General features: G+C 69.5%; 24 protein-coding genes. 5 read left to right on the top strand and 19 right to left on the bottom strand.

What is annotated here, in order from left to right:
- Positions 1 to 33 precede the first annotated feature (33 nt).
- Genes hisF through priA form a run of 3 tightly spaced genes read right to left on the bottom strand, consistent with a single transcriptional unit; the run spans position 34 to position 2,379 of the window.
- Entirely contained in the window at positions 34 to 807 is a 774-nt protein-coding gene (gene hisF, locus IRT45_RS10465) for an imidazole glycerol phosphate synthase subunit HisF (protein WP_036500515.1), read from the bottom strand.
- Positions 804 to 1,646 (bottom strand): inositol monophosphatase, encoded by an 843-nt coding sequence (locus tag IRT45_RS10460; protein ID WP_194805652.1) that lies wholly within the window; start codon positions 1,644 to 1,646, stop codon positions 804 to 806. The genes hisF and IRT45_RS10460 overlap by 4 nt, the downstream gene beginning before the upstream one ends.
- A gap of 1 nt (position 1,647) precedes the next feature.
- Positions 1,648 to 2,379 (bottom strand): bifunctional 1-(5-phosphoribosyl)-5-((5-phosphoribosylamino)methylideneamino)imidazole-4-carboxamide isomerase/phosphoribosylanthranilate isomerase PriA, encoded by a 732-nt coding sequence (gene priA / locus IRT45_RS10455; protein ID WP_030514642.1) that lies wholly within the window; start codon positions 2,377 to 2,379, stop codon positions 1,648 to 1,650.
- Between the two features lie 231 nt (positions 2,380 to 2,610).
- Here priA and IRT45_RS10450 point away from each other — a divergent pair, with 231 nt between their 5' ends.
- Positions 2,611 to 3,087, top strand: a complete 477-nt coding sequence (locus tag IRT45_RS10450) for a hypothetical protein (protein ID WP_194805651.1) — start codon at positions 2,611 to 2,613, stop codon at positions 3,085 to 3,087.
- A gap of 2 nt (positions 3,088 to 3,089) precedes the next feature.
- Here the strand turns inward: IRT45_RS10450 and hisH are convergent, their stop codons facing one another.
- The 6 genes from hisH to IRT45_RS10420 form a co-directional block, all read right to left on the bottom strand.
- Entirely contained in the window at positions 3,090 to 3,719 is a 630-nt protein-coding gene (hisH, locus tag IRT45_RS10445) for an imidazole glycerol phosphate synthase subunit HisH (protein WP_194805650.1), read from the bottom strand.
- Positions 3,716 to 4,348, bottom strand: a complete 633-nt coding sequence (gene hisB, locus IRT45_RS10440; RefSeq protein ID WP_030514645.1) for an imidazoleglycerol-phosphate dehydratase HisB — start codon at positions 4,346 to 4,348, stop codon at positions 3,716 to 3,718. Before hisB ends, hisH begins: the two co-directional genes overlap by 4 nt.
- Positions 4,345 to 5,478, bottom strand: coding sequence for a histidinol-phosphate transaminase (locus IRT45_RS10435; RefSeq protein ID WP_194805649.1), 1,134 nt, complete (start codon positions 5,476 to 5,478; stop codon positions 4,345 to 4,347). The genes hisB and IRT45_RS10435 overlap by 4 nt, the downstream gene beginning before the upstream one ends.
- Complete coding sequence (gene hisD / locus IRT45_RS10430) at positions 5,475 to 6,812, bottom strand: histidinol dehydrogenase (protein WP_194805648.1); 1,338 nt, start codon at positions 6,810 to 6,812, stop codon at positions 5,475 to 5,477. Before hisD ends, IRT45_RS10435 begins: the two co-directional genes overlap by 4 nt.
- Positions 6,813 to 6,975: 163 nt before the next feature.
- Positions 6,976 to 7,296, bottom strand: coding sequence for a putative quinol monooxygenase (locus tag IRT45_RS10425; RefSeq protein WP_309240882.1), 321 nt, complete (start codon positions 7,294 to 7,296; stop codon positions 6,976 to 6,978).
- Complete coding sequence (locus IRT45_RS10420; RefSeq protein WP_194805647.1) at positions 7,293 to 8,327, bottom strand: aldo/keto reductase; 1,035 nt, start codon at positions 8,325 to 8,327, stop codon at positions 7,293 to 7,295. The genes IRT45_RS10425 and IRT45_RS10420 overlap by 4 nt, the downstream gene beginning before the upstream one ends.
- Positions 8,328 to 8,676: 349 nt before the next feature.
- On the opposite strand from IRT45_RS10420, the gene IRT45_RS10415 reads away from it, so the two are divergent.
- Positions 8,677 to 9,321 carry a transcriptional regulator gene (locus IRT45_RS10415; RefSeq protein WP_309240881.1) on the top strand — a complete coding sequence of 215 codons (645 nt, stop codon included), beginning with the start codon at positions 8,677 to 8,679 and terminating at the stop codon, positions 9,319 to 9,321.
- Between the two features lie 7 nt (positions 9,322 to 9,328).
- On the opposite strand, the gene IRT45_RS10410 is transcribed toward IRT45_RS10415, so the two are convergent.
- From IRT45_RS10410 to IRT45_RS10395, 4 genes are all read right to left on the bottom strand, one after another.
- On the bottom strand, positions 9,329 to 9,934 hold the full coding sequence (locus IRT45_RS10410) for a maleylpyruvate isomerase family mycothiol-dependent enzyme (protein WP_309240880.1): 606 nt from the start codon (positions 9,932 to 9,934) through the stop codon (positions 9,329 to 9,331).
- A gap of 101 nt (positions 9,935 to 10,035) precedes the next feature.
- Positions 10,036 to 11,601 (bottom strand): serine/threonine-protein kinase, encoded by a 1,566-nt coding sequence (locus IRT45_RS10405; protein ID WP_194805645.1) that lies wholly within the window; start codon positions 11,599 to 11,601, stop codon positions 10,036 to 10,038.
- Between the two features lie 233 nt (positions 11,602 to 11,834).
- The gene (locus IRT45_RS10400; protein ID WP_375540081.1) at positions 11,835 to 13,601 is read right to left on the bottom strand and encodes a penicillin-binding transpeptidase domain-containing protein; all 1,767 of its coding nucleotides are present in this window, start codon (positions 13,599 to 13,601) and stop codon (positions 11,835 to 11,837) included.
- Between the two features lie 68 nt (positions 13,602 to 13,669).
- A complete protein-coding gene (locus IRT45_RS10395; RefSeq protein WP_194805643.1) occupies positions 13,670 to 14,536 on the bottom strand; it encodes an arylamine N-acetyltransferase in 867 nt (288 codons plus the stop codon).
- Positions 14,537 to 14,711: 175 nt separating this feature from the next.
- Here IRT45_RS10395 and IRT45_RS10390 point away from each other — a divergent pair, with 175 nt between their 5' ends.
- Entirely contained in the window at positions 14,712 to 15,884 is a 1,173-nt protein-coding gene (locus IRT45_RS10390; RefSeq protein ID WP_194805642.1) for a winged helix DNA-binding domain-containing protein, read from the top strand.
- 82 nt (positions 15,885 to 15,966) lie between these two features.
- Here the strand turns inward: IRT45_RS10390 and nadC are convergent, their stop codons facing one another.
- The 3 genes from nadC to nadA are packed head-to-tail and all read right to left on the bottom strand — an operon-like array spanning position 15,967 to position 19,668.
- On the bottom strand, positions 15,967 to 16,827 hold the full coding sequence (gene nadC / locus IRT45_RS10385) for a carboxylating nicotinate-nucleotide diphosphorylase (protein ID WP_194805680.1): 861 nt from the start codon (positions 16,825 to 16,827) through the stop codon (positions 15,967 to 15,969).
- Between the two features lie 34 nt (positions 16,828 to 16,861).
- Positions 16,862 to 18,601: an L-aspartate oxidase gene (locus IRT45_RS10380; protein ID WP_375540080.1), complete on the bottom strand. Its 1,740-nt coding sequence runs from the start codon at positions 18,599 to 18,601 to the stop codon at positions 16,862 to 16,864.
- 41 nt (positions 18,602 to 18,642) lie between these two features.
- Entirely contained in the window at positions 18,643 to 19,668 is a 1,026-nt protein-coding gene (nadA, locus tag IRT45_RS10375) for a quinolinate synthase NadA (protein WP_194805678.1), read from the bottom strand.
- A gap of 110 nt (positions 19,669 to 19,778) precedes the next feature.
- On the opposite strand from nadA, the gene IRT45_RS10370 reads away from it, so the two are divergent.
- Together IRT45_RS10370 and IRT45_RS10365 are read left to right on the top strand one after the other, a co-directional pair.
- Positions 19,779 to 20,555 carry an NUDIX domain-containing protein gene (locus IRT45_RS10370; RefSeq protein WP_309240879.1) on the top strand — a complete coding sequence of 259 codons (777 nt, stop codon included), beginning with the start codon at positions 19,779 to 19,781 and terminating at the stop codon, positions 20,553 to 20,555.
- A gap of 141 nt (positions 20,556 to 20,696) precedes the next feature.
- A complete protein-coding gene (locus tag IRT45_RS10365; RefSeq protein ID WP_039777486.1) occupies positions 20,697 to 21,341 on the top strand; it encodes a DedA family protein in 645 nt (214 codons plus the stop codon).
- A 290-nt stretch (positions 21,342 to 21,631) separates the two neighbouring features.
- Here the strand turns inward: IRT45_RS10365 and IRT45_RS37735 are convergent, their stop codons facing one another.
- From IRT45_RS37735 to IRT45_RS10350, 3 genes are all read right to left on the bottom strand, one after another.
- Positions 21,632 to 25,609, bottom strand: coding sequence for a hypothetical protein (locus tag IRT45_RS37735; protein ID WP_194805641.1), 3,978 nt, complete (start codon positions 25,607 to 25,609; stop codon positions 21,632 to 21,634).
- Between the two features lie 344 nt (positions 25,610 to 25,953).
- Entirely contained in the window at positions 25,954 to 26,580 is a 627-nt protein-coding gene (locus IRT45_RS10355; protein ID WP_194805640.1) for a DUF2567 domain-containing protein, read from the bottom strand.
- On the bottom strand, positions 26,580 to 26,804 hold the full coding sequence (locus tag IRT45_RS10350; RefSeq protein WP_036500577.1) for a hypothetical protein: 225 nt from the start codon (positions 26,802 to 26,804) through the stop codon (positions 26,580 to 26,582). Before IRT45_RS10350 ends, IRT45_RS10355 begins: the two co-directional genes overlap by 1 nt.
- Positions 26,805 to 26,820: the final 16 nt, after the last annotated feature.

Genomic DNA, 26,820 nt, shown 5'->3' with positions numbered 1-26,820 from the left:
CCGTTCGTCCTCTGCCGAGGGTGCTGCTCGTCCTCAGCGGACGGTGATGCCCTCCGTTCGCATCGCGTCTTTGACCTGCGGAATGGTCAAATCACCGAAGTGGAAGACGCTCGCGGCCAATACCGCGTCGGCGCCCGTCCGCACCGCGGGGGCGAAATGGTCGACCTCGCCGGCGCCGCCGCTGGCGATGATCGGCACCGAGACGGCGGCGCGTACCGCGCTGATCATCGGCAGGTCGAAACCGCCCTTGGTGCCGTCGGCGTCCATCGAGTTGAGCAGGATCTCGCCGACGCCGAGTTCGGCGCCGCGCACCGCCCACTCGACCGCATCGATGCCGGTGCCGCGTTTTCCGCCGTGGGTGGTCACCTCCCAGCCGGACGGGGTGGGCGAGCCGGTGTCGGGCACGCGGCGCGCATCGACCGACAGCACGATGCACTGGGAGCCGAAGCGCTGCGACATCTCGCGCAGGATCTCCGGATTCGCGATCGCCGCGGTGTTCACCGACACCTTGTCCGCGCCCGCGCGCAGCAGCCGGTCCACATCCTCGACGGTGCGCACGCCGCCGCCGACGGTGAGCGGGATGAAGATCTGCTCGGCGGTGCGGGTCACCACGTCGATCATGGTGCCGCGATCGCCGCTCGAGGCCGTGACGTCGAGGAAGGTGAGCTCGTCGGCGCCCTGGGCGTCATAGGCGGCGGCCAGTTCCACCGGGTCGCCCGCATCGCGCAGATTCTCGAAGTTCACGCCCTTGACCACCCGGCCGGCGTCGACGTCCAGGCACGGGATCACGCGTACCGCCAGAGTCATTGCGTCCCTTCCGAATTCTCGTTGCGCTCGGAGGCGCGGTCGACGGCGCTGTCGATCATGTCCAGGAGTTCTTCGTGCACCCCGGGCGCGGCGGCCAGCACCGACCGCGAGGTGATCGACCATTCTTCGCCGCGCAGATCGGTCACCACACCGCCCGCGGCGCGCACCAGCGCCACTCCGGCGGCGTTGTCCCACGGATGGTGGCCGAAGACGACCGCGCCGCCCAGCACCCCGGAGGCGGTGTAGGCCAGGTCGATGCCGGTGGATCCGTGCATGCGCACCCGGCTCGACAACCGGCTCAGCGCACCCAGCAGATCGAAGCGGAACCGGCCCGGGATCCGGCCGTGGGCGTCGATGTTGAACGCGCCGAAGCCGATCATCGACTCCGCGAGGCGGCCGTGTTCCAAGGGCGGCAACGGTTTTCCGTTGAGCAGCAGCGGGCCACCGGCCGCCGCGGCGTAGCGGCGGTCCAGCAGCGGCAGCCAGGTCAGACCGAGGACGGGCTGGCCGTCGGCCACCAGCGCCAGGAGCATCGCCGACAGCGGGTGGCCCGCGGAGTAGTTGAAGGTGCCGTCGATGGGGTCGAGCACCCACGCGGTGCCCGAGCTCAGTTCCGGCCCGCCGAATTCCTCGCCGTGCACCGGAATTCCGGTGCGCTCGGCCAGCTGCCGCGACAGCGTGCGCTCGAGTTCCAGATCCAGCGCGGTGGCGAAGTCGCCGCGGCCCTTCTGGACCGCGCTCGGCGCCCCCAGCCCTTCGACGAAACGCGGTGCCGCACCGTCCAATATCTCGCTCGCGGTCGCGAGCAGCGCGGCCGGGTCGGAGACGGCGGCGGTCACGTCAGCGAACCGCGTCCAGCGCCTCGGGCAGCGTGAAACGCCCGGCGTACAAGGCTTTTCCGACGATCGCGCCTTCCACCCCGTCGGACACCAGCCCGGAGATGGCCCGCAGATCGTCGAGGGTGGAGACGCCGCCGGAGGCGATCACCGGCGCCTCGGTGGCCGCACACACCTGCCGCAGAATGTCGAGGTTGGGGCCCTGCAGAGTGCCGTCCTTGCTCACGTCGGTGACCACGTAGCGGGCACAGCCGTCGCGTTCCAGGCGCTCGAGCACCTCCCACAGGTCGCCGCCGTCGCTCACCCAGCCACGGCCCCGCAACCGGTAGTCGCCGTCGATGATCCGCACGTCCAGCCCGACCGCCACCCGGTCGCCGTATTCGGCGATGGCGCGGGCGCACCACTGCGGATCCTCGAGTGCCGCGGTACCCAGGTTGACCCGGGCGCAGCCGGTGGCCATCGCGGCCTTCAGCGAGTCGTCGTCGCGGATGCCACCGGACAGCTCGACCTTCACATCCAGCTCACCGACGACCTCGGCGAGCAGTTCGCGGTTGGAGCCGCGCCCGAAGGCCGCGTCCAGGTCGACCAGATGCACCCATTCGGCACCCGCCTCCTGCCAGGCCAGCGCGGCATCGCGGGGGGCGCCGTAGCTGGTTTCGCTGCCGGCCTCCCCCTGAACCAGGCGCACGGCCTCACCATTGGCGACATCGACGGCGGGTAGCAGCACAAGACTCACGTGTGCAGCCTACTGGCTACCGGTTGGCGTCGCGGTGCCGGGATGGCGCATATGGGACGCCGGTCACTGACCGCAAGGACGAGCATCACACGTTTGAGCTGGACAACGCCGGGCAATCCGAAGCCTGCGTGTGTCACTGTGCGCAGGAGGTCCAGACCGGCGGCTTCCGCGTACGTACCCTGGGTCGGGGGCACGTACTGCCATCGTTGTCGACGAAGAGGACCTTCACCCATGTCGCGGATCACGTTGCGGCCCATCATGTTCGCGTTGTCGTGCGGGGCGGCCGGCGCCGCGATGCTCGTGCCACCCACGGCGACGGCCACCCCCACCGACCCGATTCAATTGGCCGCCTGCGATTTCGGGCGGCAGTTCACCACCTACGACTGGGCCGGTTACGACGACTACGACCGCCGGGTCCTGGAGTTGTCCACCGGCGAGTTCCACGACCAGTTCGCCGCGTCGGCGCCCGATCGGCGCGCCCACGTGACCTCGGTGCACATCCGCTCCGAGGCCAACTCGGTGGAATGCCGCACCGACGTGGCCGATCCCGAACATTCGCAGGTCGTGGTGACGGTGGACCGCTCCGAACGCAGTGACGCCACATTCGGCCTGCCCCGGCCCGAACGGTCCCAGCTGCGGGTGTTCCTCGACAACGTCGACGGCCGCTGGCTCGCGGGCCGGGTCGACACGCTGCCGCCCCAGACGTAGTCCTACAGCGAGGCGATCCAGTTGCGCAGCAGCTGCGCACCGGCGTCGCCGGACTTCTCCGGGTGGAACTGGGTGGCGAACAGCGGCCCGTTCTCCACCGCGGCGAGGAACGGCCCGCCGTGTTCGGCCCAGATCAGCTTCGCCGGGGCGATGGTGCCGTTGTCGTCCCACTCCCACTTCTGCGCCGCGTAGGAGTGCACGAAGTAGAAGCGCGTCTCGGGATCCATCCCGGCGAACAGCACGCTGTCGGCGGGCGCCTGCACGGTATTCCAGCCCATGTGCGGAAGTACCTGCGCCGGAAGCCGTTCCACCGTGCCCGGCCACTGCCCGCAGCCCTCGGACTCGACCCCGAATTCGACCCCGCGCTCGAACATGATCTGCATGCCCACGCAGATACCGAGCACCGGCCGGCCCCCGGCGAGGCGGGTGCCGATGATCCGCTCCCCGCGCACCTGCGTCAGACCGGCCATACACGCCGCGAAGGCGCCGACGCCGGGCACGACCAGTCCGTCGGCGGCGAGCGCGGCCTGCGGATCGGCGGTGACGGTCACTTCCGCGCCGGTGCGGGCCAGCGCCCGCGCCGCGGAATGCAGATTTCCGGAGCCGTAGTCCAGCAGCACAACCGATTTCACAGCGTTCCCTTCGTGGACGGCACACCGGTGACCCGGGGGTCCGGTTCGACGGCGGCGCGCAGAGCCCGTGCGACGGCCTTGAATTCGGCCTCGGTGATGTGGTGCTGGTCGCGGCCGTACAGCACCCGCACGTGCAGTGCGATGCGGGCGTTGAGAGCGATGGATTCGAAGACGTGCCGGTTCAGCACCGTGGAATACGACGCACCGGGACCGGCGCTGGGAATCACGGTGTGCAGCAGCCGCTCCGGCTCGCCGTCGTGGACGCAGTACGGCCGCCCCGACACGTCGACGACGGCGTGGGCGAGGGTTTCGTCCATCGGGATGTAGCAGTCACCGAAGCGGCGGATCCCCTTCTTGTCACCCAATGCCTCGCCGAGCGCCTGCCCGATGACGATGGCGGTGTCCTCGACGGTGTGGTGCGCCTCGATCTCGATATCGCCCTTGGCCTGCACGGTCAGATCGAAGCTGCCGTGCTGGCCGAAGGCGGTGAGCATGTGGTCGTAGAACGGGACGCCGGTGGAGATGTCGGTCCGGCCGGTGCCGTCGAGATTCAACTCGACGACGATGCTGGATTCGCGGGTGGTGCGTTCCACCCGGGCGGTTCGATTCATACTCGCTTCCGTACTCATCGGGAGATCACCTCGGTGGCTACCAACTTCTCACTCACCCGCAGGAATTCGTCGTTCTCGGCGGCCAGTCCGATGGTGGTGCGCAGGTAGCCGGGAATGCCGACGTCGCGGATCAGCACGCCCTCGTCCAGATAGCGCTGCCAGGTGCGCGGGGCGTCGGCGAAGTAGCCGAACAACAGGAAGTTCGCGTCCGAGGTGACCACCTCGAAACCCATCTCCCGCAACGCCGTGGCCACTCGTTCCCGCTGCGCGGCGAGTTCGGCGACACTGGCCAGCGTTTCGTCGGCGTGGCGCAGCGCGGCGCGGGCGGCGGCCTGGGTAACCACCGACAGGTGGTACGGCAGCCGCACCAGCAGCATCGCCTCGATCACCGCGGGCGCGGCGACCAGGTAGCCGAGCCGTCCGCCGGCGAAGGCGAACGCCTTGCTCATGGTGCGGCTGACCACCAGCTTCGCCGGATACCGGTCGATGAGCCCGAGTGCGCTGGGCGCGTCGGAGAACTCGCCGTACGCCTCGTCGACGACCACGATGCCCGGCGCCGCCTCCAGCAGCCGCTCCAGATCGGCGAGGGCGATCGAATGCCCGGTCGGATTGTTCGGGCTGGTCACGAACACCACATCGGGGCGGCGGTCGGCGATCACCGCGGCCGCATAGTCGATGTCGAGGGAGAAGTCGCTGTTGCGCTTGGCCTCGATCCATTCGGTGTCGATGCCCTCGGAGATGATCGGGTGCATCGAATACGAGGGCACGAAGCCGAGCGCGCTGCGGCCGGGCCCGCCGAAGGCCTGCAGCAACTGCTGCAGAATCTCGTTGGATCCGTTGGCCGCCCACACATTCGCGGTCTGCACGGTGACGCCGGTCTGGCGGGTCAGGTAGGCGGCCAGATCGGTGCGCAGCGCCACCGCGTCCCGGTCGGGGTAACGGTGCAGGTCGGCGGCGGCGGCGCGAATGGATTCGGCCACGTCGTCGATCAGCGCCCGGGTCGGCGGATGCGGATTCTCGTTGGTGTTCAACTGCACCGGCACCGCCAATTGCGGTGCGCCGTACGGGCTCTTGCCGCGCAGGTTCTCGCGCAGCGGCAGATCGTCGAGGGTCGCCGCGGCGCCCGGGATATCGGCGGTCGCGGTCATGACAAGGCCTCGAAACGCACCTGCACGGCTTGACCGTGCGCCGGCAGATCCTCGGCGTTGGCCAGGGAGACCACGTGTCCGGCAACGTCTTTCAGCGCGGCTTCGCTGTATTCGACGACGTGGATGCCGCGCAGGAAGGTCTGCACGCTCAGCCCCGAGGAGTGGCGCGCGCACCCGGCGGTGGGCAGGACGTGATTCGATCCGGCGCAGTAGTCGCCGAGGCTCACCGGCGACCACGCGCCGACGAACACCGCACCCGCGCTGCTGACCCGCCCGGCGACCGCGGCCGCGTCGGCGGTCTGGATCTCGAGGTGTTCGGCGGCGTAGGCGTTGACCACCCGCAACCCCTGCTCGATATCGTCGACGAGCACGACACCGGACTGCTTGCCGGACAATGCCTCCGACACCCGCTCCCGGTGCTTGACCACCGCGAGCTGGGTGGTGATCGCGGCGTCGACCGCGTCGGCCAGCGCCACACTGTCGGTGACGAGCACGCTCGCGGCGAGCACATCGTGTTCGGCCTGCGAGATCAGGTCGGCGGCCACATGCGCCGGATCGGCGGTGGCGTCGGCGAGGATCGCGATCTCGGTGGGACCGGCCTCGGCGTCGATGCCGACCAGGCCGCGGCACAGCCGCTTGGCGGCGGTGACGTAGATGTTGCCCGGACCGGTGATCATGTCGACGGGGGCGAGCTGTGCGCCGCCGGTGTCGGTGCCGCCGTAGGACAGCAGGGCGACCGCCTGGGCGCCGCCGACCGCCCACACCTCCTCGACGCCGAGCAGTTTCGCCGCGGCGAGGATCGTCGGATGCGGCAACCCGCCGAACTGAGCCTGCGGCGGCGAGGCCACCACCAGCGAGTCCACGCCCGCGGCTTGGGCGGGGACGACGTTCATGACGACACTGGACGGGTAGACGGCGTTGCCGCCGGGCACATAGAGCCCGACCCGCTCGACCGGCACCCAGCGTTCGGTGACGGTGCCGCCGGGCACCACCTCGGTGGTGGTGTCGGTGCGGCGCTGATCGGCGTGCACCTTGCGGGTGCGTTCGATGGCCACCTCGAGCGCCGCGCGCACGGCGGGCGCCAGCTCGGCGAGGGCCTTGTCGAGTTCGGCGGCCGGAACGCGCACGCTCGCCGGGGTGATGCCGTCGAATTTCGCGCTGAACTCCTGCGCGGCCTCGACCCCGCGATCACGGATCGCCTCCACCACCGGCCGCACATGATGCAGCACAGAGTCCACGTCCACTCCCCCGCGCGGCAGCGCCGCGCGCAGTTCGGCAGCGGAGGGCGTACGTCCGCGCAGATCCACGCGGGCGAGCTCGATGCGGCTAGTCATAGCGGTGTGAAATCCTTGTCTGTCCGGCCGGTCTGTGCTGGTCATCACATCGAAGCGAATGCTCCGGACCGCCTACCAGCCTATCGGGTCGGCGCCAGTCGATATCCGCCGCCCGAGCCGGACGCGGCGCCACGCTCCCGCATCCGGCCCGGGCCGCGATCACTCATTCCGGCACCAGGCGATACAGCGTCATCGGCTCGGCCAGGATCCGATCAAGGACCTCGGCGATATGGCGGAAGTGCGGGGTCGCGAAATGGGCCTCGAGAGCGTCGGAGCCGAGCCAGCGCTCCACCACCACCATCCGGGCCGGATCGTTGGCGTCGGCGTAGGGGCGGTAGTCCAGGCATCCGGGTTCGGCGAGCGACGGTTCGATCATCGCCTCCAGGGCGGTGCGCAGCCGATCCTCCTGGCCGGTACGGGCGTGCAGTTCGGCGACGACGTGCAGGACCACGGGGTTCTCCTTCGACTCTTCGGGCGGATTCACGGGCGGACCGGACCGGTGCCGGCCCGGGTGGCGATCAGTGCGGCGGTGATCTCGGCCTGGTCGGCGGCGGTGAGCACCAGTTCACGAGCGCCCGCCCATCCGTCGATCTGCGCCGGGGTGCGGGCGCCGACGATCGCCCCGGTGATGCCGGGCCAGCCCGTCACCCAGGCCAGCGCCACCTCCGCCACCCCGGCGCCGTGCCGGGCGGCGATCGGGCGCAGGGCATCGACGAAGGCGAGGTTGACCGGCAGGTCGGTGGTGAACTCGGCGTAGCCGCGGCGCCAGTCGTCGGCGGCGAGGACCCGGCCGGCGGTGAACGCACCGGTGAGCAGTCCGGACTGCAGCGGCGAATAGGCGATCACACCGGTGTCGTGCGCGGCCGCCCAGGCGATCTCCGGTGCCGCGGCGCGGTTGAGCGCCGAGAACGGTGGCTGGATCGCGTCGACGTGCGCGATGGCCTCGGCGATATCCAGTTGCCGCACATCGTGATTGGACAGGCCGATGGCGCGCACCTTGCCCTCCTTGCGCAGGTCCGCCATCACCTGCCAATACTCCTCGAGAGGTGTGGCGTCGCCGGTCGGTTCGCCCTCGGCGCCGTAGACGAAGCGGGCGCCGGTATCGGGCCAGTGCACCTGGTACAGGTCGATGTGGTCGGCACCGAGGCGGCGCAGCGAATTCTCCAGTTCGCGGCGGACCGACTCCGGCCGCATCACCCGCAGCGGCGGGCCGTTCGGATCGTCGCCGTCCTCCCAGATCAGACCGGCCTTCGTGAAGATGTACGGGCGATCCCGCTCCGGGATGCCGGCCAGGGCGCGGCCGACGAGTTCCTCGGCATGACCGAGCCCGTAGGCAGCCGCGGTGTCGATCCAGTTGAGTCCGGCCGCGACGGCGTGCCGGATCGCGGCGACCGAATCGGTGTCGTCGGCGCTGCCCCACGAATACTGCCAGCCGGGGCCGGAGATCACCCAGGTGCCGAAACCCAAGGGGGTGATGTCCATTCCGGTGCTGCCGAAGCGGCGGGTGGTGCTCATCGATGCGTCTCCTTCGCTCGCGCCGCCCCGGTGGCGACGCCGCTCTCCGAGAGTCGTCGGCGGCGACGCCGGCTACCAGTGCGCGGCGAGCCGGGGCATGCCGTGACCAGGTTCGGCGGCGCCGGACACGCGATACTGGCCGCATGAGCCTGGATCGACGCGCCGAACTCGGGGAATTCCTGGGCTCGCGCCGCGCCCGCCTGCGTCCGGAGGAGGTGGGTCTGGCCGAGCACGGCACCCGCCGCCGGGTACCGGGACTGCGCCGCGAGGAACTGGCGCTGCTGGCCGGAGTGAGCGTGGATCACTATGTGCGCCTGGACAGGGCCGCACCCTGCACTTTTCGGAATCGGTGCTGGATGCGGTGGCGCGGGCCTTGCGGCTCGACCCACTCGAACGCGACCATCTGTACCTGCTGGCACGACCGTGGTCGGGCATCGAACCCGTTGCCGCGCAACAGGTACGGCCCGGTTTGCGCCGACTGCTCGACACCGCCGACGTGCCCGCCTACATCGTCGGCCGCGGGACCGACGTGCTGGCCTGGAACCGCACGGCCGCCGCGCTGATCACAGACTTCGGCGCGTTGCCGCCCGGGCAGCGCAATCTGGCGCGGCTGGTGTTCTTCGACGAGGGAATGCGCGAGCTGTACGAGGACTGGCCCGGCAAGGCCGCCGACGTCGTCGCCTATCTACGGCTGGACGCGGCCCGCAACCCCGGCGACGACCGCATCGCGGCGCTGATCGACGAACTGCGGCGGCGCGATCCGGATTTCGAGCGGCTGTGGTCGCGCCACGCGTTGAAGGACAAGACCCACGGCCGCTACGTCTATCGGCATCCGGTGGTCGGGCGGCTCGACCTCGGTTTCGAGACGCTGCGCCTGCCCGACGACCCGGATCAGGCGTTGATCGCCCATACGGTGGAAGCGGATTCGCCGAGTGCGACCGCCCTGCGACTGCTCACCGACTGGGCGGCCGACACCGAATCCGCCCCGCGCTGAGCGCGTTTCAGACCCCGTGACGCTGCCGCAGCGTCGCCACCCCGTCACCGGTGAGCTCGTCCAGCACGACCGGGCGGCCCACCACGGCCAGCGCGAGCGCCTCACCCGGGCCGCGCACCTCCGGTCCGGTCCCCGACGCCCACTCCATATCGGTGGCGACGAACCGCAGTCCGCGGGTGTACCTGCCGGGTGTGGCGAAGGGATCGGGATGCTCGAGGACCGCGATCACCCGGGCCGCGGGAATGGTGCGCGGCCGGCCGAGAGGCCGGCGAATGTCCTGCTGATGGACCAGGATGTCGGCCAATCCGATCCTCGGCAGCAGGCGGGTGATGCGCCGGCCACACCGCTCGAAGCGGTCCAGCAGGTCGGCGGTGGTCAGCTCCCGGGTGCGGTCGACGAGGTCGCCGTTGATGCGATCGGTATTCATCCGGCGGCGCAGCGCGAACCGGGCGTAACCGAGTGGGGTGATCTCGTCGTAGAGCAGGTGGCTCACCACATCCCGCACCCGCCATCCGGCGCACAGCGACGATGCCTCCCACTCGTCGTCACTCAGATCACGCAGCAGCGCAATCAGTTCCGCCCGTTCGTCGGCCAGCAGCTCCGCGGTGTGCACAGGGCGAGAGTACCGGCGCGGCACCGGGCCACGACACATACCCGGGACGGATTGTCACATCCACCCCGGGTCGGAGACCGTGCCTGCCGCTACCGCGCGGATCAGTGTGTATCGCTGTCGATGAGCAGGCGCCCGCTGCTGCCCACCACGACGCGCAGTTCGATCGACTTGGACTGACCGCCGTAGGTGATACTGGCGACCGACATATCCACCGAGCCATCGGAATTGGCGCTGCTGCCGCCACCCCGCGCGCCCTCGATGGTGTTGTACGCGGTGATCTGGTTCTGCTTCCAGTAGGTCGCGAACGCCTGCTGGCTGCCGTACACCTGCTGCGCCGCGGGAGTGAGCAGATTCCATGCGGTGCTGGTGTTCTGATCGACGAGAGCGTCGTAGAAGTTCTGGATGACACCGGCCGCCGAACCGACGTCCGTCTTACCGGCGCTCTTGGTCTGTCCCACGGCCGCGACGCTCTGCGTCGAGGTACCCGCCTGTGCGGTGGCGGTCGCCGCCGGCGAATTCGCCTGCGAACCGGGCGATTCCGTCTTCGCGCCGCCGAACATCAGATACAGCGCCGCGGCGACGATTACCAGACCGGCGGCGAAACCACCGGCGAACACCCACGGTTTCGCGTTGCGGCTGGGTGCCGGCGCGACGGCGGGCACCGGATTGGAGCGGGTGGGATGCGCGGCGGCCGCGGCGGGCCGCACCGGCTGCATCTCCGGTTCCGACAGTACCGACGCGGTGGCCATCATCTCCGCGGTGGAGATATCCGCCTGTGCCGCACGGCGATCCAGGGTGCGCGTGGCCTGGCGGCGCGCGCCCCCGCGGTGGGTGGCCAGCATCCGGGTCGATTCGGCATCGGCGGCCTGATCCGCGAAATCGGCCAGCTGATCGCGCACGTCGGTCATGCTCGGCCGGTCCTCCGGCTCGAAGCTGAGCAGATCCAGCAGCAGATCGGTGAGTGGGCCGGCGTTGCGCGGCTGGCTCAGCTGACCGTTGGCCGCGGCGTACAGCAGCGCCAGGGGATTCGGATTGGTGCCGTAGGGCGGTTCGCCCTCGAGAGCGTGGAAAAGCGTTGCGCCCAGGGCGAAGACGTCGGCGGCCGGACTGGGTTCAGCGCCGCGGGCGACCTCGGGGGCCAGATAGGCCGCGGTGCCGGAGATCAGGCCGGTGGCGGTGAGGTTGACATCTCCCTTGGCCTTGGAGATACCGAAGTCGGTGATCTTCACCGTGCCGTTGTCGCCGAGCAATACGTTGCCGGGCTTGATGTCTCGGTGCACGATGCCCGCGCGATGGGCGGCCACCAGCGCCGAGGCGACCTGCTCGCCGATGCGCGCCACCTGCGGCAGCGGCAGCGTCCCTTGCGAGGACAGCACCACGGCGAGGCTCTGCGACGGCAGATACTCCATGATCAGGCAGGGATCGCCCTCGTGCTCGGTGATGTCGAAGACCACGATCGCATTGGGGTGCTGGAAGCGTGCCGCGTTGCGAGCCTCCCGCGACGCGCGTTGACGCACGATCTCTTTCTCACCCGGCGGCAGACTGGGCTGGGTGAGGATCTGCTTGATCGCGACCGACCGTTCGAGTCGTTCGTCGACGGCACGCCAGACGACGCCTGTGCCGCCGCTACCAATCCGCTCGACCAGGCGGTAATGCCCTGCGATCACTTGGCCGGTTTCGATGGCACTACTCCGAGTTTCTCCGCGATCCGTGACTTACCGCGCGCGGGGTCATGTCCCGCGCGTGTTCCCGGACGAGTGTAGCGGGCGTGACGGGCCGCTTTGACGCCGGAGCGAGATCTGTGCGGAATATGTGTGACCACCATGCGATGCGGTCGAGATCACTTCGCTATACAACGAGAGTATGTGTGACGAAGTTCACTCGATTGCGGGGCGCGCTACTACTGATTCCGCAGGAAACGTCCGGCCGCCTCGACCGCCGGCGTCGAGCTCCCGGCGTCGCCGACGAACACCGCCAGCGCCAGGTCACCGTCGATGCCGACGAACCAGCCGTGCGCGTGGGTGTCGTCGATGTATTCGGCCGTGCCGGTCTTGCCGAGCATGCCCGGGATGTCGGCGAGGCTGGTGGCCGTGCCGTTCGTAATCGTCTCGCGCATCATGGTTTTCACCTGATCCAGCACCGGTGCGGGCACCGGATCCGGGGTCCGGTCGGCCTTCCCGGGGGAGCCCGCCACGATGGTGGGCGCCGGCACCGAACCGTGGGCGACGGTCGCGGCGACCAGCGCCATGCCGAACGGCGATGCGGTCACCCGGCCCTGGCCGATCCCCTCCTCGACCCGCAGCGCGGAAGTGTCTGCGGTGGGCACCTTTCCGGTCACCGTCGTCATGCCGGGGGCGGTGAAATCCACCCCGAGGCCGAGCTGTGCGGCCGCGCGGGTCAGCCCGTCCGGCGGCAGATTCACCGCGAGCCGTCCCATCGTGGTGTTACAGGACCGTGCGAACGCGGTGTGCAGGGGCACGGTGCCGAGATCGAAGTTGTTGTCGTTGGGGATCTGCCGGCCCTCGATATTCTCGGTTCCGGGGCAGGCGACCACGGTGTCGGCGGTAACCTGCCCGGCCTGCAACGCGGCCGATACGGTGACGGTCTTGAAGGTCGAACCCGGGGGGTACAGCCCGGTGAGCGCGATCGGCCCCTGCGCGTCGGCGGGCGCGTTCTGCCCCACGGCGAGTACGTCACCGGTGGACGGTCGCAGCACCACCATCGCGGCCGGAGTGGAGATCGGCGCGAGCGCGGCTTCGGCACGCCGCAGCATCCCGGTGTCGAGCGTGGTCCTGATGTCGGCGACGGGTTTCGGATCCTGTCCACCCACCGTGTGGACGCCGTCGGCGCCTTGCGCGCGCACCGCCCAGCCGGCCGCGGCATCGGTGCCGTGCTGCCACAGGTCGCTCACCCCGGACAGGGCCGGGGAGGTCAGTGCCTTGTCGACGGTGAGCAGCCGGGTCTGCGGCGCCAGCGTCACATTCGGCAGCGCGGCGAGCCGATCCTGCACGGGGGCGAGATCGCCGGCCCGCAGCGCGATCGCGGTGACGGGTTTGCCCTGGGCCTTGTCCATGTCCTGGCGCAGGCTCGCCGCGGAGATGCTCGGATCGATCGGACCGAGTACGGCCGCAACGGCATTCGGGTCGGCGCCGCGCGCCAGCTGCACCAGGGTGACGACCTGCTGGGTCATCAATTCCGCGCCGTCGCGGTCCAGCACGCGCGCGGCCGGCTGCGGGGTGACGGTGTCGTAGGACAGCGGCCCGGTCTCGAGGCCGGGCGCCACGGTGGCCGGATTCCACCGGACCTTCCAGTCGTCGCCGGATTCGTCGGCCGTCCCGGTGGTGGTGTAGGTCCACTGATTTCCGGCCGCGCCGAAGGTCCACGTGGTGGCCAGGTCGAATGTCGCGTGGTGGTCGGACCGGTCCACCGAGCGCACGTCGACGCGGACCTTCTTGCCGAGGCTGTCGAAGAGGGCGCCGAGGGTGGTCGTGGCCTGCGCCGGATCGCTGGTGACGGCGGCCGCGGCGGCGGGATCGCCGTGACTCAACGCCTCGGCGAAGGTGTGCACACTGCGGTCGAGCCGATCGGCGGAACTGTCTCCCGAACACGCGGCGGCAGCGAGAATCGGGGCGGCGAGCAGGGCGAACAACTTCGATCCGGTGCGCACGCGGCCGACACTACCGCCGCGAGCCGCCGCCGCGGGGGAATCGGCCGTCGCGCGCGGGCCGCCGGTCATCAGTGTGGCAGCCAGACCCCCGCCGCCAGTTTCGCCGCGTCCGCGTCGTCGAGTTCGACATCGAATTCGGCCGCCAGGATCTTCGGCAGATCGGCCGGCGGCAGCTCGCGACTGTGGGAGGTGCCGTCCGGATATTCGGTGACCCAGGTGGTGTTGTCGACGATGTCGTGCCGGTCCGGCCGGAACCGCTGCACATACGGCCGGGTCACGAACGGGGAACGCGGAAATGTGGAGACGAAGTGATTGCCGACCGCGTAGTCGATGCGGTACTGCGGATTCAGGGTGAAGCTGTAGCGATCGGTCCAGCCGTCGCGGGCGAAGTGGTGCAGCACCCACAGTTCCGAATCGAGTTCGCCGCGGGTGCGTTCCAGCCGGAATCGCCAGTCACCGGCGCGCACCTCCCCCGCATCGGGACTCAGTTCGAGCGGGGCGAGCGGACCGGAACCGAAACCGACATCGCACAGCCACACCCGCTCGTCGTCGGCGGTCGTCACACGCAGCAACGCATGCGTCGCCGGGCGGATCTCACCGCGCGCGCCCATACTCACCCGCCCGTGTAATCCGGTGACGCCGAAGCCGATTCGTTCCAGTGCGGCGGCGAACAGACCCACGTTCTCGTAGCAGTAGCCGCCGCGCCGGGATCGGACGAGTTTGTCCTGTAACGACGGAAGGTCCAGCAGCACCGGGCGTTTCAGCACCGGCTCGATGTTCTCGAACGGGATGGTGGTGGTGTGCGCGTACTGCAGCGCGCGCAGAGTGGCGAGGGTCGGCGCCGGCTCTGCGGTGAAGCCGATGCGGGCGAAATACGCCGGCAGATCCAGTGCCGCGCCGTCCCAGTTCGAGACCGGGGCCGGATTTTCCGTCATGACTTCTCCTGTCGTGTCACCGTCGTTCGCCCCTATGATCAACGACCGCGTGTCCCGCATCCTTCCCACCGCTGCCACTGCCGGCGTTCGCCGCCGCGTGATCACCCTGCGGACATGCCCATCCGATCCTGCGAGCATGCCGCGCGGCCACGCGGGCCCACGCTAGGATTCGACCATGCGTTCGATCACGGTCGCCCAGCGACGCGCGCGGCTCGCGCGGCGGCATCGGCTCACATTCGAAGCCCGCGGCACAGATCCCGCCGATATCGCCGAGTCGATGGTCGCTCTGCACGCCACCGATCCCGCGACGGTGTACCTGTCGGTGTGCGCGCGCACCCACGGGCTGGCGCCCGCCGATGTGGAACGCGCCCTCTACGACGATCGGTCGCTACTGCGGCTGCTGGCGATGCGCCGGACCATGTTCGTCGCGCCGGTCGGCCTGGTTCCCGTGCTGCAGGCCGCGGTGGCCGACGCACTCGCGGTCAAGCAGCGCCGCACCTACGGAAAGTATCTGGCCCAGGCCGTCGAGGGTGATATCGACGCCTGGCTGGCCGAGGTGGCCGACGAAACCCATCGCGAGCTGCTGGCCCGGGGCAGCGCGACCGGCGCACAACTGTCGGCCGCCGTGCCGCGGCTGCGCACCCAGGTCGATACCGCACCCGGCAAGCCGTATTCGAAACCGACCAACATCACCACCTGGGTGCTGCTCATCCTCGGCTGCGACGGGCTCATCGTGCGCGGGCGCCCCAACGGCAGCTGGACCAGCAGCCAGTACACCTGGGCGCCCCGGGAGGCATGGCTGCCCGCCGGCGCCGCGCCGATCGCGCTGGACGCGGCGCGTGCCGAGCTCGCCCGCCGCTGGCTGCGCACGTTCGGACCGGCGCCCGTGGACGATCTGACCTGGTGGACCGGATGGACGAAAACCGATGTGCGCAAGTCACTGTCGAGTCTCGATCTCACCGAGGTCGACCTCGACGGCAGGTCCGGAGTGATCCTGTCCGACGATACGGAACCCGCACCCGAGTCCGAACCGTGGGCGGCGCTGCTGCCCGCCCTGGATCCGACGCCGATGGGCTGGCAGTCGCGCGACTGGTTCCTCGGCCCGCACGCCGCGGCCCTGTTCGACACCAACGGCAATATCGGCCCGAGCATCTGGGTGGACGGCCGCATCGTCGGCGGCTGGGCGCAGCGCGCCGACGGTGAAATCGCCTGGCGGCTACTGGAAGACGTCGGCGCCGACGCGAAGGCGCTGATCGATGCCGAGGTCGAGCGCACCGCCGCCTGGTACGGCGATGTGCGCGCCATCCCCCGCTTCCGGACTCCGCTGGAACGCGAACTCACCAGCTGATCCGCCCGGAGCCCCGGTGAGCCGCTTCATCGTGCTGAGTGGCGGCGGAAGGACGCACCCGCCGGTACGCGCGATCAGCGGCCTACATATCGAGGCCCAGGTCCAGCACCCGCACCGAATGGGTGAGGGCGCCGACCGCGAGGTAGTCGACTCCGGTGCGCGCGTAGTCGGCGGCGGCCTCGAGGGAGAGCCCGCCGGAGGATTCGAGTTTCGTGCGCGGCGAGCGGCTGTTGCGGCGCTGGACGGCGGCCTGGGTGGCCCACAGCGGGAAGTTGTCCAGCAGCACCAGTTCCACGTCCTCGGCGAGGACGGCGTCGAGCTGATCGAGGCTGTCCACCTCGACCTCACATTCGATGTCGGGGTCCAGTTCGCGCACCGCGCGCAACGCGGCGACCACCGATCCGGCGGCCACGACGTGGTTGTCCTTGATCAGGGCGGCGTCGCCGAGGCCCATGCGGTGATTGACGCCACCGCCGACGCGCACCGAATACTTCTGCAGCGCACGCAGACCCGGCAGGGTTTTGCGGCTGTCGCGGATCCGGCAGTTCGTGCCCTCGACCGCGTCGACCCAGGCGGCGGTGGCGGTGGCGGTCCCGGACATGTGGGTGACCAGGTTGAGCATGGTGCGTTCGGCGGTGAGCAGCTGCCGCGTGGGCGCGACGACCGTCAGCACCGCGTCGCCGGGGCCGACCCGGGTACCGTCGGCGACGCGATCGGTCACCTCGTAGTTCCCGGCGCCGATCACCTCGTCGAGCACCAGCAGCCCGACATCGATGCCCGCGACCGTGCCCGGCTGCCGCGAGACCATCGCGGCCTTGACGGTCGCCTCGGCGGGAACGGTTGCGGCCGAGGTGATGTCGGGCCCGTAGCGCAGATCCTCGTCGAGTGCGGTGCGGATCAGTGTGCGCAGTTCCACGGGGTCGAGTTGCGGGTCCAGTGCCATCATCTACTCCTCGGCATGTGATGCGGGGCGGCGGTCATCGGGCGCTCACCGCCGGCAGGGGGTCGGCGGTGGTGAGTGGTTCGGCGACGACCTGCGGGCGGCCGTCGTCGCCGAGCCGGATCGCGACGCTGCGCCGCAACTCCTCGCGCGGATCGGGGTAATCGGATCGGGTGTGGCAGCCGCGGCTCTCGGCGCGGGCCGTGGCCGACAGGAGCAGGGTCCGCGCGGCCAATGTCAGGGCGGCGTCCTCCACTGCGGCCAGCACTCCGGCCTGCTCGCCGTGCAGCCGCGAAACCGCCTGCGGCGAGGGCGTTTCCGGCGCCGCGGTATCGGAATTCAGCTGTCCGAGCTCGGATGTCGTGCCGGTAGACGATCGTGCCGCAGCGTCTACCAGCGCATCCGGGGGCCCGGACTTCGCCGTGCCGCTGCCCCGCAGATGCAGCACGCGCAGCATCGCCCCGCGCAGCCCGTCACCGTCGCGCACCACGCCGGCATGTGCCGACATCAACTGCTGCAGCGCGCTGCGATCGATGCGCGGCAGCGACATTTCCGGCACCGACGTCACCTCCGGAGCGGAAGCGACCCGCTCGGCCGCGGCGGCGCCCGCCCGCTCGCCGACGACCAAACCCTCGAGCAGGCTGTTCGACGCCAGCCGATTCGCGCCGTGCAGACCGGTGCGCGCCACCTCACCGGCCGCGTACAGGCCGGGGACGGCGGTGCGCCCGTACGTATCGGTGACGACGCCGCCGCACTGGAAATGCGCGGCCGGCGCGACCGGGATCAGATCGGTGCGCGGATCCAGGCCCGCGGCGCGGCACGAGGTCGTGATCGTCGGAAACCGTCGCCCGAATCCGTCGATCGCGCGGGCGTCGAGATACACGTGATCGGTGCCGAGTTGTCGCATCCGGGCGGCGATGGCCTTGGAGACGATATCGCGCGGCGCCAGATCGCCCCGCGGATCGACACCGGCGGTCACCGAATCACCGTTCGAGTCGACCAGCACCGCGCCCTCGCCGCGCACCGCCTCGCTGATCAGCGGCCGCCGGCCCAGCCCGCCGGGGCTGAACAGCACGGTGGGGTGGAATTGCACGAATTCCAGATCGGCGACGAGCGCACCGGCCCGCAGCGCCAGCGCGATCCCGTCGGCGGTGGCCCCGGGCGGGTTGGTGCTGCAGGCGTAGAGCTGTCCGAGGCCGCCGGTGGCCAGCAGGACGGCGGGGGCGTGGACGACGCCGAAACCCTGATCCGACACCACGACCACACCGCGCACCCCGTCGGGCCCGGTGACGATGTCGAGGGCGGCGGTGCCGAACAGCACCGGCAGTCCGGCGGCGTTCAGCGCGCGCTGCACCTCGGCGCCGGTGGCGTCACCGCCGGCGTGGATGATGCGGCGCGTGCTGTGCCCACCCTCGCGGGTGCGCGACACCTGGCCGTCGCGCCCGAGATCGAAGACCGCGCCCAGATCGGTCAGGGCCGCGACGGCATCCCGGCCGCCCGCCACGATGGAGCGCACCGCCTGCGCGTCGCACAGTCCCGCTCCGGCGTCGACGGTGTCGGCGACATGCGAGTCGACGGTGTCGCCGTCCGGCGCGACCACCGCGATCCCACCCTGTGCGTATTGCGTGGACGTATCCGTCGGGCCACCCTTGCTCAGGGTCAGGACCCGCAACCCCCGCAGCGAGGCGGTGCGGGCCGCGGTCAAACCCGCGACACCACCACCGATCACCACCAGATCAGCTTCGGCTTCCCAGCCGATCGAAGGCGTCATCATCATCGATCGAACCTTTCCGGCCCGCCCGGAGGCGGGTGCCGGTGCTATTCGCCGCCGCCGGGGTTGCCGATGGCGATCATGCGCTGCACCGAATTGCGTGCCAGCGCTGCGGTTTCCGGATCGACGTGCACCTCGTCGAGTTCGTCGGTCAGGCAGCGCAGCAGCGCGGCCGGCGTGATCATCTTCATGTACTTGCAGGACGCGCGATCGTTGACGGCCTGGAAGTCGATGCCGGGGGCGGCCTTGCGCAGCTGATGCAGCATGCCGACCTCGGTGGCGACCAGAACCTGGTGGGACTGCGCGGCCTTCGCGGCGTCGATCATGCCGCCGGTGGACAGGATGTGGACCCGGTCGGCCGGGAACGCCCCCTCCCCCGCGAGATACAGAGCCGACGTGGCGCAACCGCATTCGGGATGCACGAACAGCTCGGCATCGGGATGGGTGCGGGCCTGTTCGGTCAGTTCGTCGCCGTTGATGCCGGCGTGCACGTGGCATTCACCGGCCCAGATGTGCATGTTCTCCCGCCCGGTCACCCGCTTCACGTGGGCGCCGAGGAACTGGTCGGGCAGGAACAGCACCTCGCGGTCGGGATCGATGGAGGCGACCACGTCGACGGCATTGGACGAGGTGCAGCAGATGTCGGTCAGCGCCTTCACCGCGGCGGTGGTGTTCACATACGACACCACGAGGGCGCCGGGATGTTCGGCCTTCCACGCGCGCAGTTCGTCGGCGGTGATGGAGTCGGCCAGCGAGCAGCCCGCGCGCTGGTCCGGAATCAGCACGGTCTTGTCCGGGCTGAGGATCTTCGCGGTCTCGGCCATGAAGTGCACGCCGCAGAACACGATGGTGTCCTCGGGCGCCTCGGCGGCGATCCGCGACAGGGCCAGGGAATCGCCGACGTGATCGGCCACATCCTGGATCTCGGGTAGCTGGTAGTTGTGCGCCAGGATCGTGGCGTTGCGCTCGCGCGCCAGCCGCTTGATCTCCTGCGCCCACTCCGGTGTGGCGTCGACTCCGCCGAACCCGTCCGGACCGTCGATGACCTGCGCTGCGAATGCCGTCGTCGTCAGACTCGTTGACGCCATGGCATGGCTCCTTCCTCATGCGCGCGGCCCTCGCGCCACGCGCATCACCCCGGGCCGATTCGCTTCAACCCGGTTTTCGACTTACAATCGAAAACGTGGCCCATAGTAGCACCATTCACGAATCGCTCACCGCGGTGTTCCAGGTTCGTCGCTTCATGGACACCGTCACCGCAGGTCCACGGGGTGATCACTCGGTGATTGCGAGCGAACCGGTGGATCCACAGAGTCCGCGCGGCAATCACGGCCTCCGCACCGAACTCGGGGTGCTGCTGTGGCAGCGGGCGATGGAACCCCAGACCGGTACCTGGTCGCTGCCCGGCGGCCGGCTGCGCGACGACGAGGACCTCGACACCTCCGCCCGCCGTCAGCTGGCCGAGAAGGTCGATGTGCGTGAGCTGTGGCACATCGAGCAGCTCTCGGTCTTCAGCGATCCGCATCGCGTGCCCGGGGTACGCCGCATCGCCTCGGCGTATCTGGGACTGGTGCCGCTCACCGCGGACCCGCAATTGCCCGCCGACACCCGCTGGCATCCGGTGTCGGCGCTGCCGAACATGTCGTTCGACCACGGCACCGTCGTCCACCACGCCCGGACCCGGCTGGCGGCGAAGCTGTCCTACACCAATATCGCCTTCGCCCTGGCGCCCTCGTCGTTCACCATGTCGACACTGCGCGAAATCTATTGCACCGCACTTGGTTACGACGTCGACACCACCAATCTGCAACGAGTATTGAGCCGCCGCAAGGTGATCACGCCGACCGGGGAGACCGCCGCGCCGGGCAAATCGGGTGGACGGCCCGCGGCGGTCTATCGGTTCACCGACGACGGGATCCGCGTGACGGACGAATTCGCGGCGCTGCGGCCCCCGGGATAATCACCCGCCTCGCCTGCCCGCGCAGAGACGGCGGCGACCCGGTTTCCCCGGCCACGGGCCCCGCACCGCGATGCCGCGGCCGGAGACGACACCCCCGGGACCGGCGCACACCGCTCGCCGGAGCACGGTAGCGTCGGCGGAATGGAATCGCTGATGCACCGGATTCTCGATATCGCGCCGGTGTGGGTCTACCTGACGGTCGGCTTGCTCGTCTTCGCCGAGGACGCGATCTTCGTCGGCTTCGTGATTCCGGGCGAGACGGCGGCCGTGCTCGGCGGTGTCGCGGCCAGCCAGGGACATGTGCTGCTGTGGGCGATGATCCTGCTGGTGGTGGCCGCGGCGATCATCGGCGATTCGGTGGGCTACGAGGTGGGCAAACATTTCGGCAGCCGCCTGCTGGCCGCCTCCTACCTGGACAAACACCGCGGCCGCCTGGACAACGCCCAGGAATTCCTCGCTCGCCGCGGCGGCTGGGCCGTCTTCCTCGGCCGCTTCACCGCCTTCTTCCGCGCGGTGATGCCGGCGCTGGTCGGCGCCTCCCGCATGCCCTACCCGAAGTTCCTCTCGTTCAACGCCATCGGCGGCATCGTCTGGGGAACGACCTTCGTGGTCCTCGGCTACGTCGCCGGGAATTCCTACGAGAAGGTCGCGAAAACCGTCGGCCGCGATATGGCGATCGCGGTCGTGGTGATCGTCGTCCTGGCACTGATCGTGTGGAAGCTGCGCGAACGGCGCCAGGAGAAGAAGATCGAATCCGAATACCACGCCACCCACGACGGACGCTGAACCTCTACCCCCGCCGATTCACCACCGCCGATCCCGATGCTTGACCGTGCGCCGATAGGTGCGCTTGTTCGCCACCGGCTGCGCCGCAGCGGATCGGCGAAGTTCGTGCCGCCGCCGCCACGCGCTGAGCTCGGGGCGTTCACTCGGTTCGATTGCCGCGCAACCACTTCCCGATCGCGCTCGCACTCCTGCCATTCCTACACCTCCCCTCCTGGCTGATCCGGCGCAACGGTAACGACCGTGAACCCGGATCGCCATCGAATAAGTGGCGACCCGGGGGTCGATAGCCGTCACTCACACGGAGGCCGGTACCTCGTCTGCATCAGATGTTCGCGCCACACCTCTTCGGTGAGGACGGATTTCGTGGTGGAGCAGATCCGGTCGACCGCGTGCTGGGGGTCGAGATCCCACACTCGGATCGTCCCGTCGGCGGTGGTGCCGACCAGATGCTTTCCGTCGGGATAGAAGTCGATGAGGCCGGGAACAGCCGGACCGGTGGAGATCGCGGCGTGGTTCGCGACCCACACCCTGCCCGGATCACCGAAGTACCACGTACGAACGGCGGAGGTGTCCGCCGAAGCCAACACCTTCCCATCCGGGCTGAACGCTATCGACCGCAACATGGCCGAATGTCCCGCCAACGGTTCGGCGATCAGCTGCGGATGAGCGGGATCAGCGACATTCCAGGCTCGAATCATCTGATCGTCCGCCGCCGTTGCCAGCGTACGACCGTCGGGGGCGAAGGCGATCTTCAGGCCGGACTCCGCCCCTCCGACGCGTACCTCCCCCAGACGGCGCGGTTCTGTGCGGGTGACATCCCACAGGCTTACCAGCCCGTCGTGCTGGGCGAGCGCGAGACGTTCACCGTCGGGGGTGAATTCGGCGCCGAAGAGGTACGGATATTCCTCGCCGGTGATCGGAGTTCTCGCCCCCTCGGGACTGAGGTGAGCGAGGTCGGACATGTTCCACAGCTGGAACCATGTCGTCGAATCACTGCGGGCCAGTACCACCGCACGCTCGGATCGGCTGTCGAAGGCCACTTCATCGATGGTCGCGGCGCTTCCGGTGGCGCGACGCAGGTCGAGCGGTAAGCGGCCGATCGGGCGCACCGTCCGGCCGTCCCCGAGGTCGAACAGCTCCAGCGCCGAAAAGTCCCGGATCACCGCGAGTTTACGGCCGTCCGGACTGATGACGACCTTCACCGCCTCATCGGATGCGTGCGCGGCGTCGACCCGACCGATGCGATGAGCGGAGGCCGGACCGTCCAGCGTCCAGACTTCCACCGCCGTGCCGTCGATCGTCGCCAACCGGTTCCCACGTATCGCGGCCAATCGGCCGGGCGGCCGTGCGTCCTGCAGGAATGGTGTCGGCAACGACCACAACCGGACAGCACCATCCTGGCCGGCCGCGGCGAATCCGGCGCCGTCCGGTGTGAATGCCGCACCGCTCAGCCCGCCCTTCGCGCCGGTGAGCGGCGGCGCAGCCGACACCGGATCGCCGATATCGCTGACATCCCACAGCCGCATCACCCCCTTGCCGTCCGTTTCCGCCAACACGCGACCGTCGTCGCGAAAAACGAGCGGTGAGTACATGGTGAAGCCCGAATCTCGGATCGGCGCGGCTCCGCGCTGTGGGTGCTCGGGCGCGGAGAGATTCCACAATTCGACCGTGCCGTTCACCGCGACGGCCGCGGTCGCGCCATCGGGGCTCAGAGCCACGGATGAGGCGTGGGTGGACACACTGCCCTGCGGCACAGCGGGTTCACGCCCACCATTCAACTGCCAGACTCGAGTGTCACCGTAGAAGGTCAGCGTGATCGCTCGATGCAGATCGGCACTGAACCGCACCATCTCGTATGAGTCGTCCGGCCGCACCGGGCGCGGAACGACCGTGCCGAGCGTCACCGGGTGGGCCGGATCGGAAATATCGAGAGCATCCACACCGTCGTCCCCACCGGTGGTGAACAGGGTTTTCCCGTCGGCGCTCAGGGCGAGTCCGTGTGCGAATCCCGCGGGCACAGGGCTCCCGATCTGTACCGGGCGACGCGGGTCACGGACATCCCACAACCGAACGGTGTGATCGGCACTCTTGGAGACCAGCAGCGCGCCACCGCTGCCGAATGCGAGATCGAATATGTATCCGGTGTGACCGGTGATCGGCGCACCGAGCGCGCGCGGGTTGCGCCGATCCGAAATGTCCCACAGCCGAATGGTTTCGTCGCCACCGGACGATGCCATCAGCCGCCCGTCCGGGCTGATCGCCACCTGGTAAACCCATCCGTTGTGGCCGGGCAATCGCGCCGCCAGCGGCATGGTCTGTGTGTTCACCATCCGGGCACGAGCCCCCGGATCATCGCGATTCATCCGATACGCCACCAGATCCAACTGCGCCGACAGCGACGGATCCGAGCCCTCCACTCGATCCGCCTCGGCCAACACCGAACGGAACACGGCGTTGTCCCGTTCGTGAGACGCGTTGTGGCTCTGGACGAATGCGACACCGGCGAGGGCGAGCGAGACCACCGTCAGCACCGCCAGCGCCGACCTTCGTGCGGTCACCCGGCGCTGCGCGCGTTTGCGGGCCGACTCCGAGGCGGCCAGGAACTCCGCCGCCACCGGTCCGAGGGCTGCGTTGCGGGCGTGGTCGCGCATCGTTGTCAGACGTGCTCCGCGATACAGCAGCGACGGGTCTCGGTCGTGCTCCGCCCAGTCGGCGGCATCGGTATGCAGGCGTTGGCGTTCGAGGTAGCCGACGCGGTCGTCATCGATCCAGGAGCGCAGGCGGGGCCAGGCGTCCAGGACGATTTCGTGGGTGAGGTAGGCGGTGTCGGCATCGAGAGTGATGAGGCGGGTGCGGGCCAGGGCGTCGAGGGCGGCGTCGGCGGCTTCGACTGTGCGGGCGAGCAATTCGGCGCGCGAGACCTTGCGGCGGGTGTCGCGGGAGTCGTCGCCGACCGCGACCAGGCCGAGCAGCACCTGTTTACCGACAGCGCGCTGGAAGTCGGTGAGGTCACTCCATGCCTGCTCGGCGGTGGCCGCGACCGAGCCGAGCACTCCCCCGGCCGCACGGTAGCCGTCGATCGTCAGGCGGGAGCCGTCGCGGCGCTCCCACACCGCCTCCATCACATGGGATACCAGCGGCAGCGCACCGGGGTCGTAGCTTCGGCGGTCCCCTCCGCCGCCGAGGCCACACAGTTCGCTGATCACCAGTTCTTCGAGGCCGGATTCCAGTTTGTATCCGGCGATGTCGGCGGGGCGCGTGATGGCCTCGGCCAACTCGTCCAGCCGCATAGGACCGAGCAGATAGCTGCGATGTTTCAGCGCGTCTTCCATAACGGGCTCGTCCAGGCAACGCGCGTAGAAGTCGGCCCTGATCGCCGTGACCACCGCCACCGGTTCCTGTGGTCCGCGCACCGCCAGATGTTCCAATACCGCAAGGAATTCCGCGCGGCGGTGCTCGTCGCGGCACAGCGTGAACAGTTCCTCGAGCTGATCGACGACGAGTATCCGGCGCCCGCCGCCAGCCCAGCGCGCGACCTCCACCGGGACGGTTGTCATTGCCGGCGAATCGGTTCCGGCGGTGGACGGTTCCGGCGCCGGGGCGGTATCCGGCGACCCGATGGCGGTCAGCAGCGCGCCCATCGGATCGGCACCGGGTGTCATGGTGACGATCACCCACTCGGGATCCGAATCGGCCAGGGCCGGAATCACTCCCGCATGCAGCAGCGAGGACTTGCCCGCGCCGGACGCGCCGACCAATACGACGAGTCCACCGTCGCCGTCGGTGGTGGTGTGAATCAGGCCGAGCAGATCCGTGGTGTGGCGGGTGCGCCCGAAGAAGACGTCGGCGTCCTCCGGCCGGTAGGACGCAAGGCCGAGGTAGGGGCAGAGGACATCGGCCGCTTCGGAATTCGGGTCCCAGTCGTTCGACGCGGTCCACAGTTGCTGCCACTGGTGCAGATCCAGCAGCGCCGGCGCCACGGGATCACTGGATTTGCGGGCCTCGTCGACGAGGGTGAGCAGTACCGGCAGCAGTGTGTCGAATCGCGCGGGCACATTCCGGCCGGCCTTCCAATCGCTGAGGCGCTGCATCGACACCGGAGACTTCTGTCCCGGGCCCCGGGTGGCGCGCATCCGCGCGTCGGCTGCCGCCGCGACGCGGCGCAGCGTGGGATTGCCGGCGGCGGCGAACAGTTCCGCGAAACGTTGAGAGAAGACAGTTCTCGGCGAGGATCGGGGCCGTCCCCGCCGCGGCGGTGCGGATTCCACGGGTACCTCCTGCACAGTCGGTGATCGTTCGGACACTGTGCAGCATCGCGAGCCCACCCGGCCGGGTGCCAGTCGAAGGACGACGAACTATATGGTCGGAGCGGATAATTCGAGTTCCGGACCGGACATCCGCACGGTCGTCGAGGCCCCGATCCACTCCGATGAAACCTCCCCACAGCGCCGGATTCAGGTTACCTACGGACGGCGGGAATCACGGCCCCCGCAAGCGCCCGCGCACCGGACCGTCGACGCGCCGACCGCCGCCGCATCGATCTCACCGGAGCGGGTCGAGCCGGGGCGCGGACAGAAGGAATCGGCCACGGGCGCAACGCCGTCGGCGCGATTCAGCGCTGTGAATCGGCGTTCTGATACGACCCGGGCCGGTGGTAGGGCCCGTAGGTCACCTCGGAGAGTGGCGTGCGGGGTGCGGGTTCCGCCGTTTCGCCGCGGCCGCTCCCGAGGTCCTCGGAGGTGCTCAGCGCCGACAGCAGGAGTACGACCAGTCCGGCGACCAGCGGTTGCAGCAGCAGCGCGGTCCAGCCTTCGACGGTGGGTGCGAGCTCCACGACGGTGTGCACGGGCGGGTTGTGGGAGCGGGGGTGGATCCAGCGCGCGACCTGTTCGCCGAACCACGACATCACCCAGGCTCCGGCCAGCGAACCGATCAGCAGACTCACCAGCATGATCGGCCCGCGCATCACGCGCCGGCGCCACACCGCGGCGGCGCTGAGCAGTCCGGTCACCAGGCCGACGCAGGCGAAGATCGCCACCGCGTCGAAACGGTGCGCGCTTTCACCCGTGAGCGCCATACCGCTACCGGGTTCGACGACGAAGACCTTCTCGGTCGGTGCGAGCATGGCCCACAGTCCGCCGCCGATGATGCTGACCACCAGCACCGCCGCGACGATCCACAGCGCCGCGCGCAGCTCGCGCGGTGCGGGAGAAGCTGCGGCGGCGCCGCGGGAGGTCATCAGCGATGGTCCAGGCTGTGGGAATCGATCACCCCGTGCCGTGAGCATTTCGCCCACCAGCCGTCCGGACTCACCTGCACGATCATCCGGCGGCCGCACTGCTCGCAGAAGCGCGGCGGTTCCAGGCCCAGGGCCGCGGCCGCCGGCACCGGATCGTCGAGGCCCACGACGATCCGCTTCCCGGTGTACGGGTTGTAGCGCTCTTGCATATCAGGCTGTGGCATCTGGACCACCATTCGC

It is taken from the genome of Nocardia sp. BSTN01 (assembly GCF_015354405.1).
Classification (GTDB): Bacteria; Actinomycetota; Actinomycetes; order Mycobacteriales; family Mycobacteriaceae; genus Nocardia.
Note: the sequence above shows the minus strand (reverse complement) of the source record. Positions and strands in the feature narration are given on the sequence as shown.

Bases quoted from the DNA above. Each gene is read 5' to 3' on its own strand.
- hisF (WP_036500515.1), bottom strand. From the start codon at position 807: ATGACTCTGGCGGTACGCGTGATCCCGTGCCTGGACGTCGACGCCGGC.
- IRT45_RS10450 (WP_194805651.1), top strand. From the start codon at position 2,611: ATGTCGCGGATCACGTTGCGGCCCATCATGTTCGCGTTGTCGTGCGGG.
- hisB (WP_030514645.1), bottom strand. From the start codon at position 4,348: ATGAGTACGGAAGCGAGTATGAATCGAACCGCCCGGGTGGAACGCACC.
- IRT45_RS10435 (WP_194805649.1), bottom strand. From the start codon at position 5,478: ATGACCGCGACCGCCGATATCCCGGGCGCCGCGGCGACCCTCGACGAT.
- hisD (WP_194805648.1), bottom strand. From the start codon at position 6,812: ATGACTAGCCGCATCGAGCTCGCCCGCGTGGATCTGCGCGGACGTACG.
- IRT45_RS10420 (WP_194805647.1), bottom strand. From the start codon at position 8,327: ATGAGCACCACCCGCCGCTTCGGCAGCACCGGAATGGACATCACCCCC.
- IRT45_RS10395 (WP_194805643.1), bottom strand. From the start codon at position 14,536: ATGACGGAAAATCCGGCCCCGGTCTCGAACTGGGACGGCGCGGCACTG.
- IRT45_RS10390 (WP_194805642.1), top strand. From the start codon at position 14,712: ATGCGTTCGATCACGGTCGCCCAGCGACGCGCGCGGCTCGCGCGGCGG.
- nadC (WP_194805680.1), bottom strand. From the start codon at position 16,827: ATGGCACTGGACCCGCAACTCGACCCCGTGGAACTGCGCACACTGATC.
- IRT45_RS10380 (WP_375540080.1), bottom strand. From the start codon at position 18,601: ATGATGATGACGCCTTCGATCGGCTGGGAAGCCGAAGCTGATCTGGTG.
- IRT45_RS10365 (WP_039777486.1), top strand. From the start codon at position 20,697: ATGGAATCGCTGATGCACCGGATTCTCGATATCGCGCCGGTGTGGGTC.
- IRT45_RS10355 (WP_194805640.1), bottom strand. From the start codon at position 26,580: ATGACCTCCCGCGGCGCCGCCGCAGCTTCTCCCGCACCGCGCGAGCTG.
- IRT45_RS10350 (WP_036500577.1), bottom strand. From the start codon at position 26,804: ATGCCACAGCCTGATATGCAAGAGCGCTACAACCCGTACACCGGGAAG.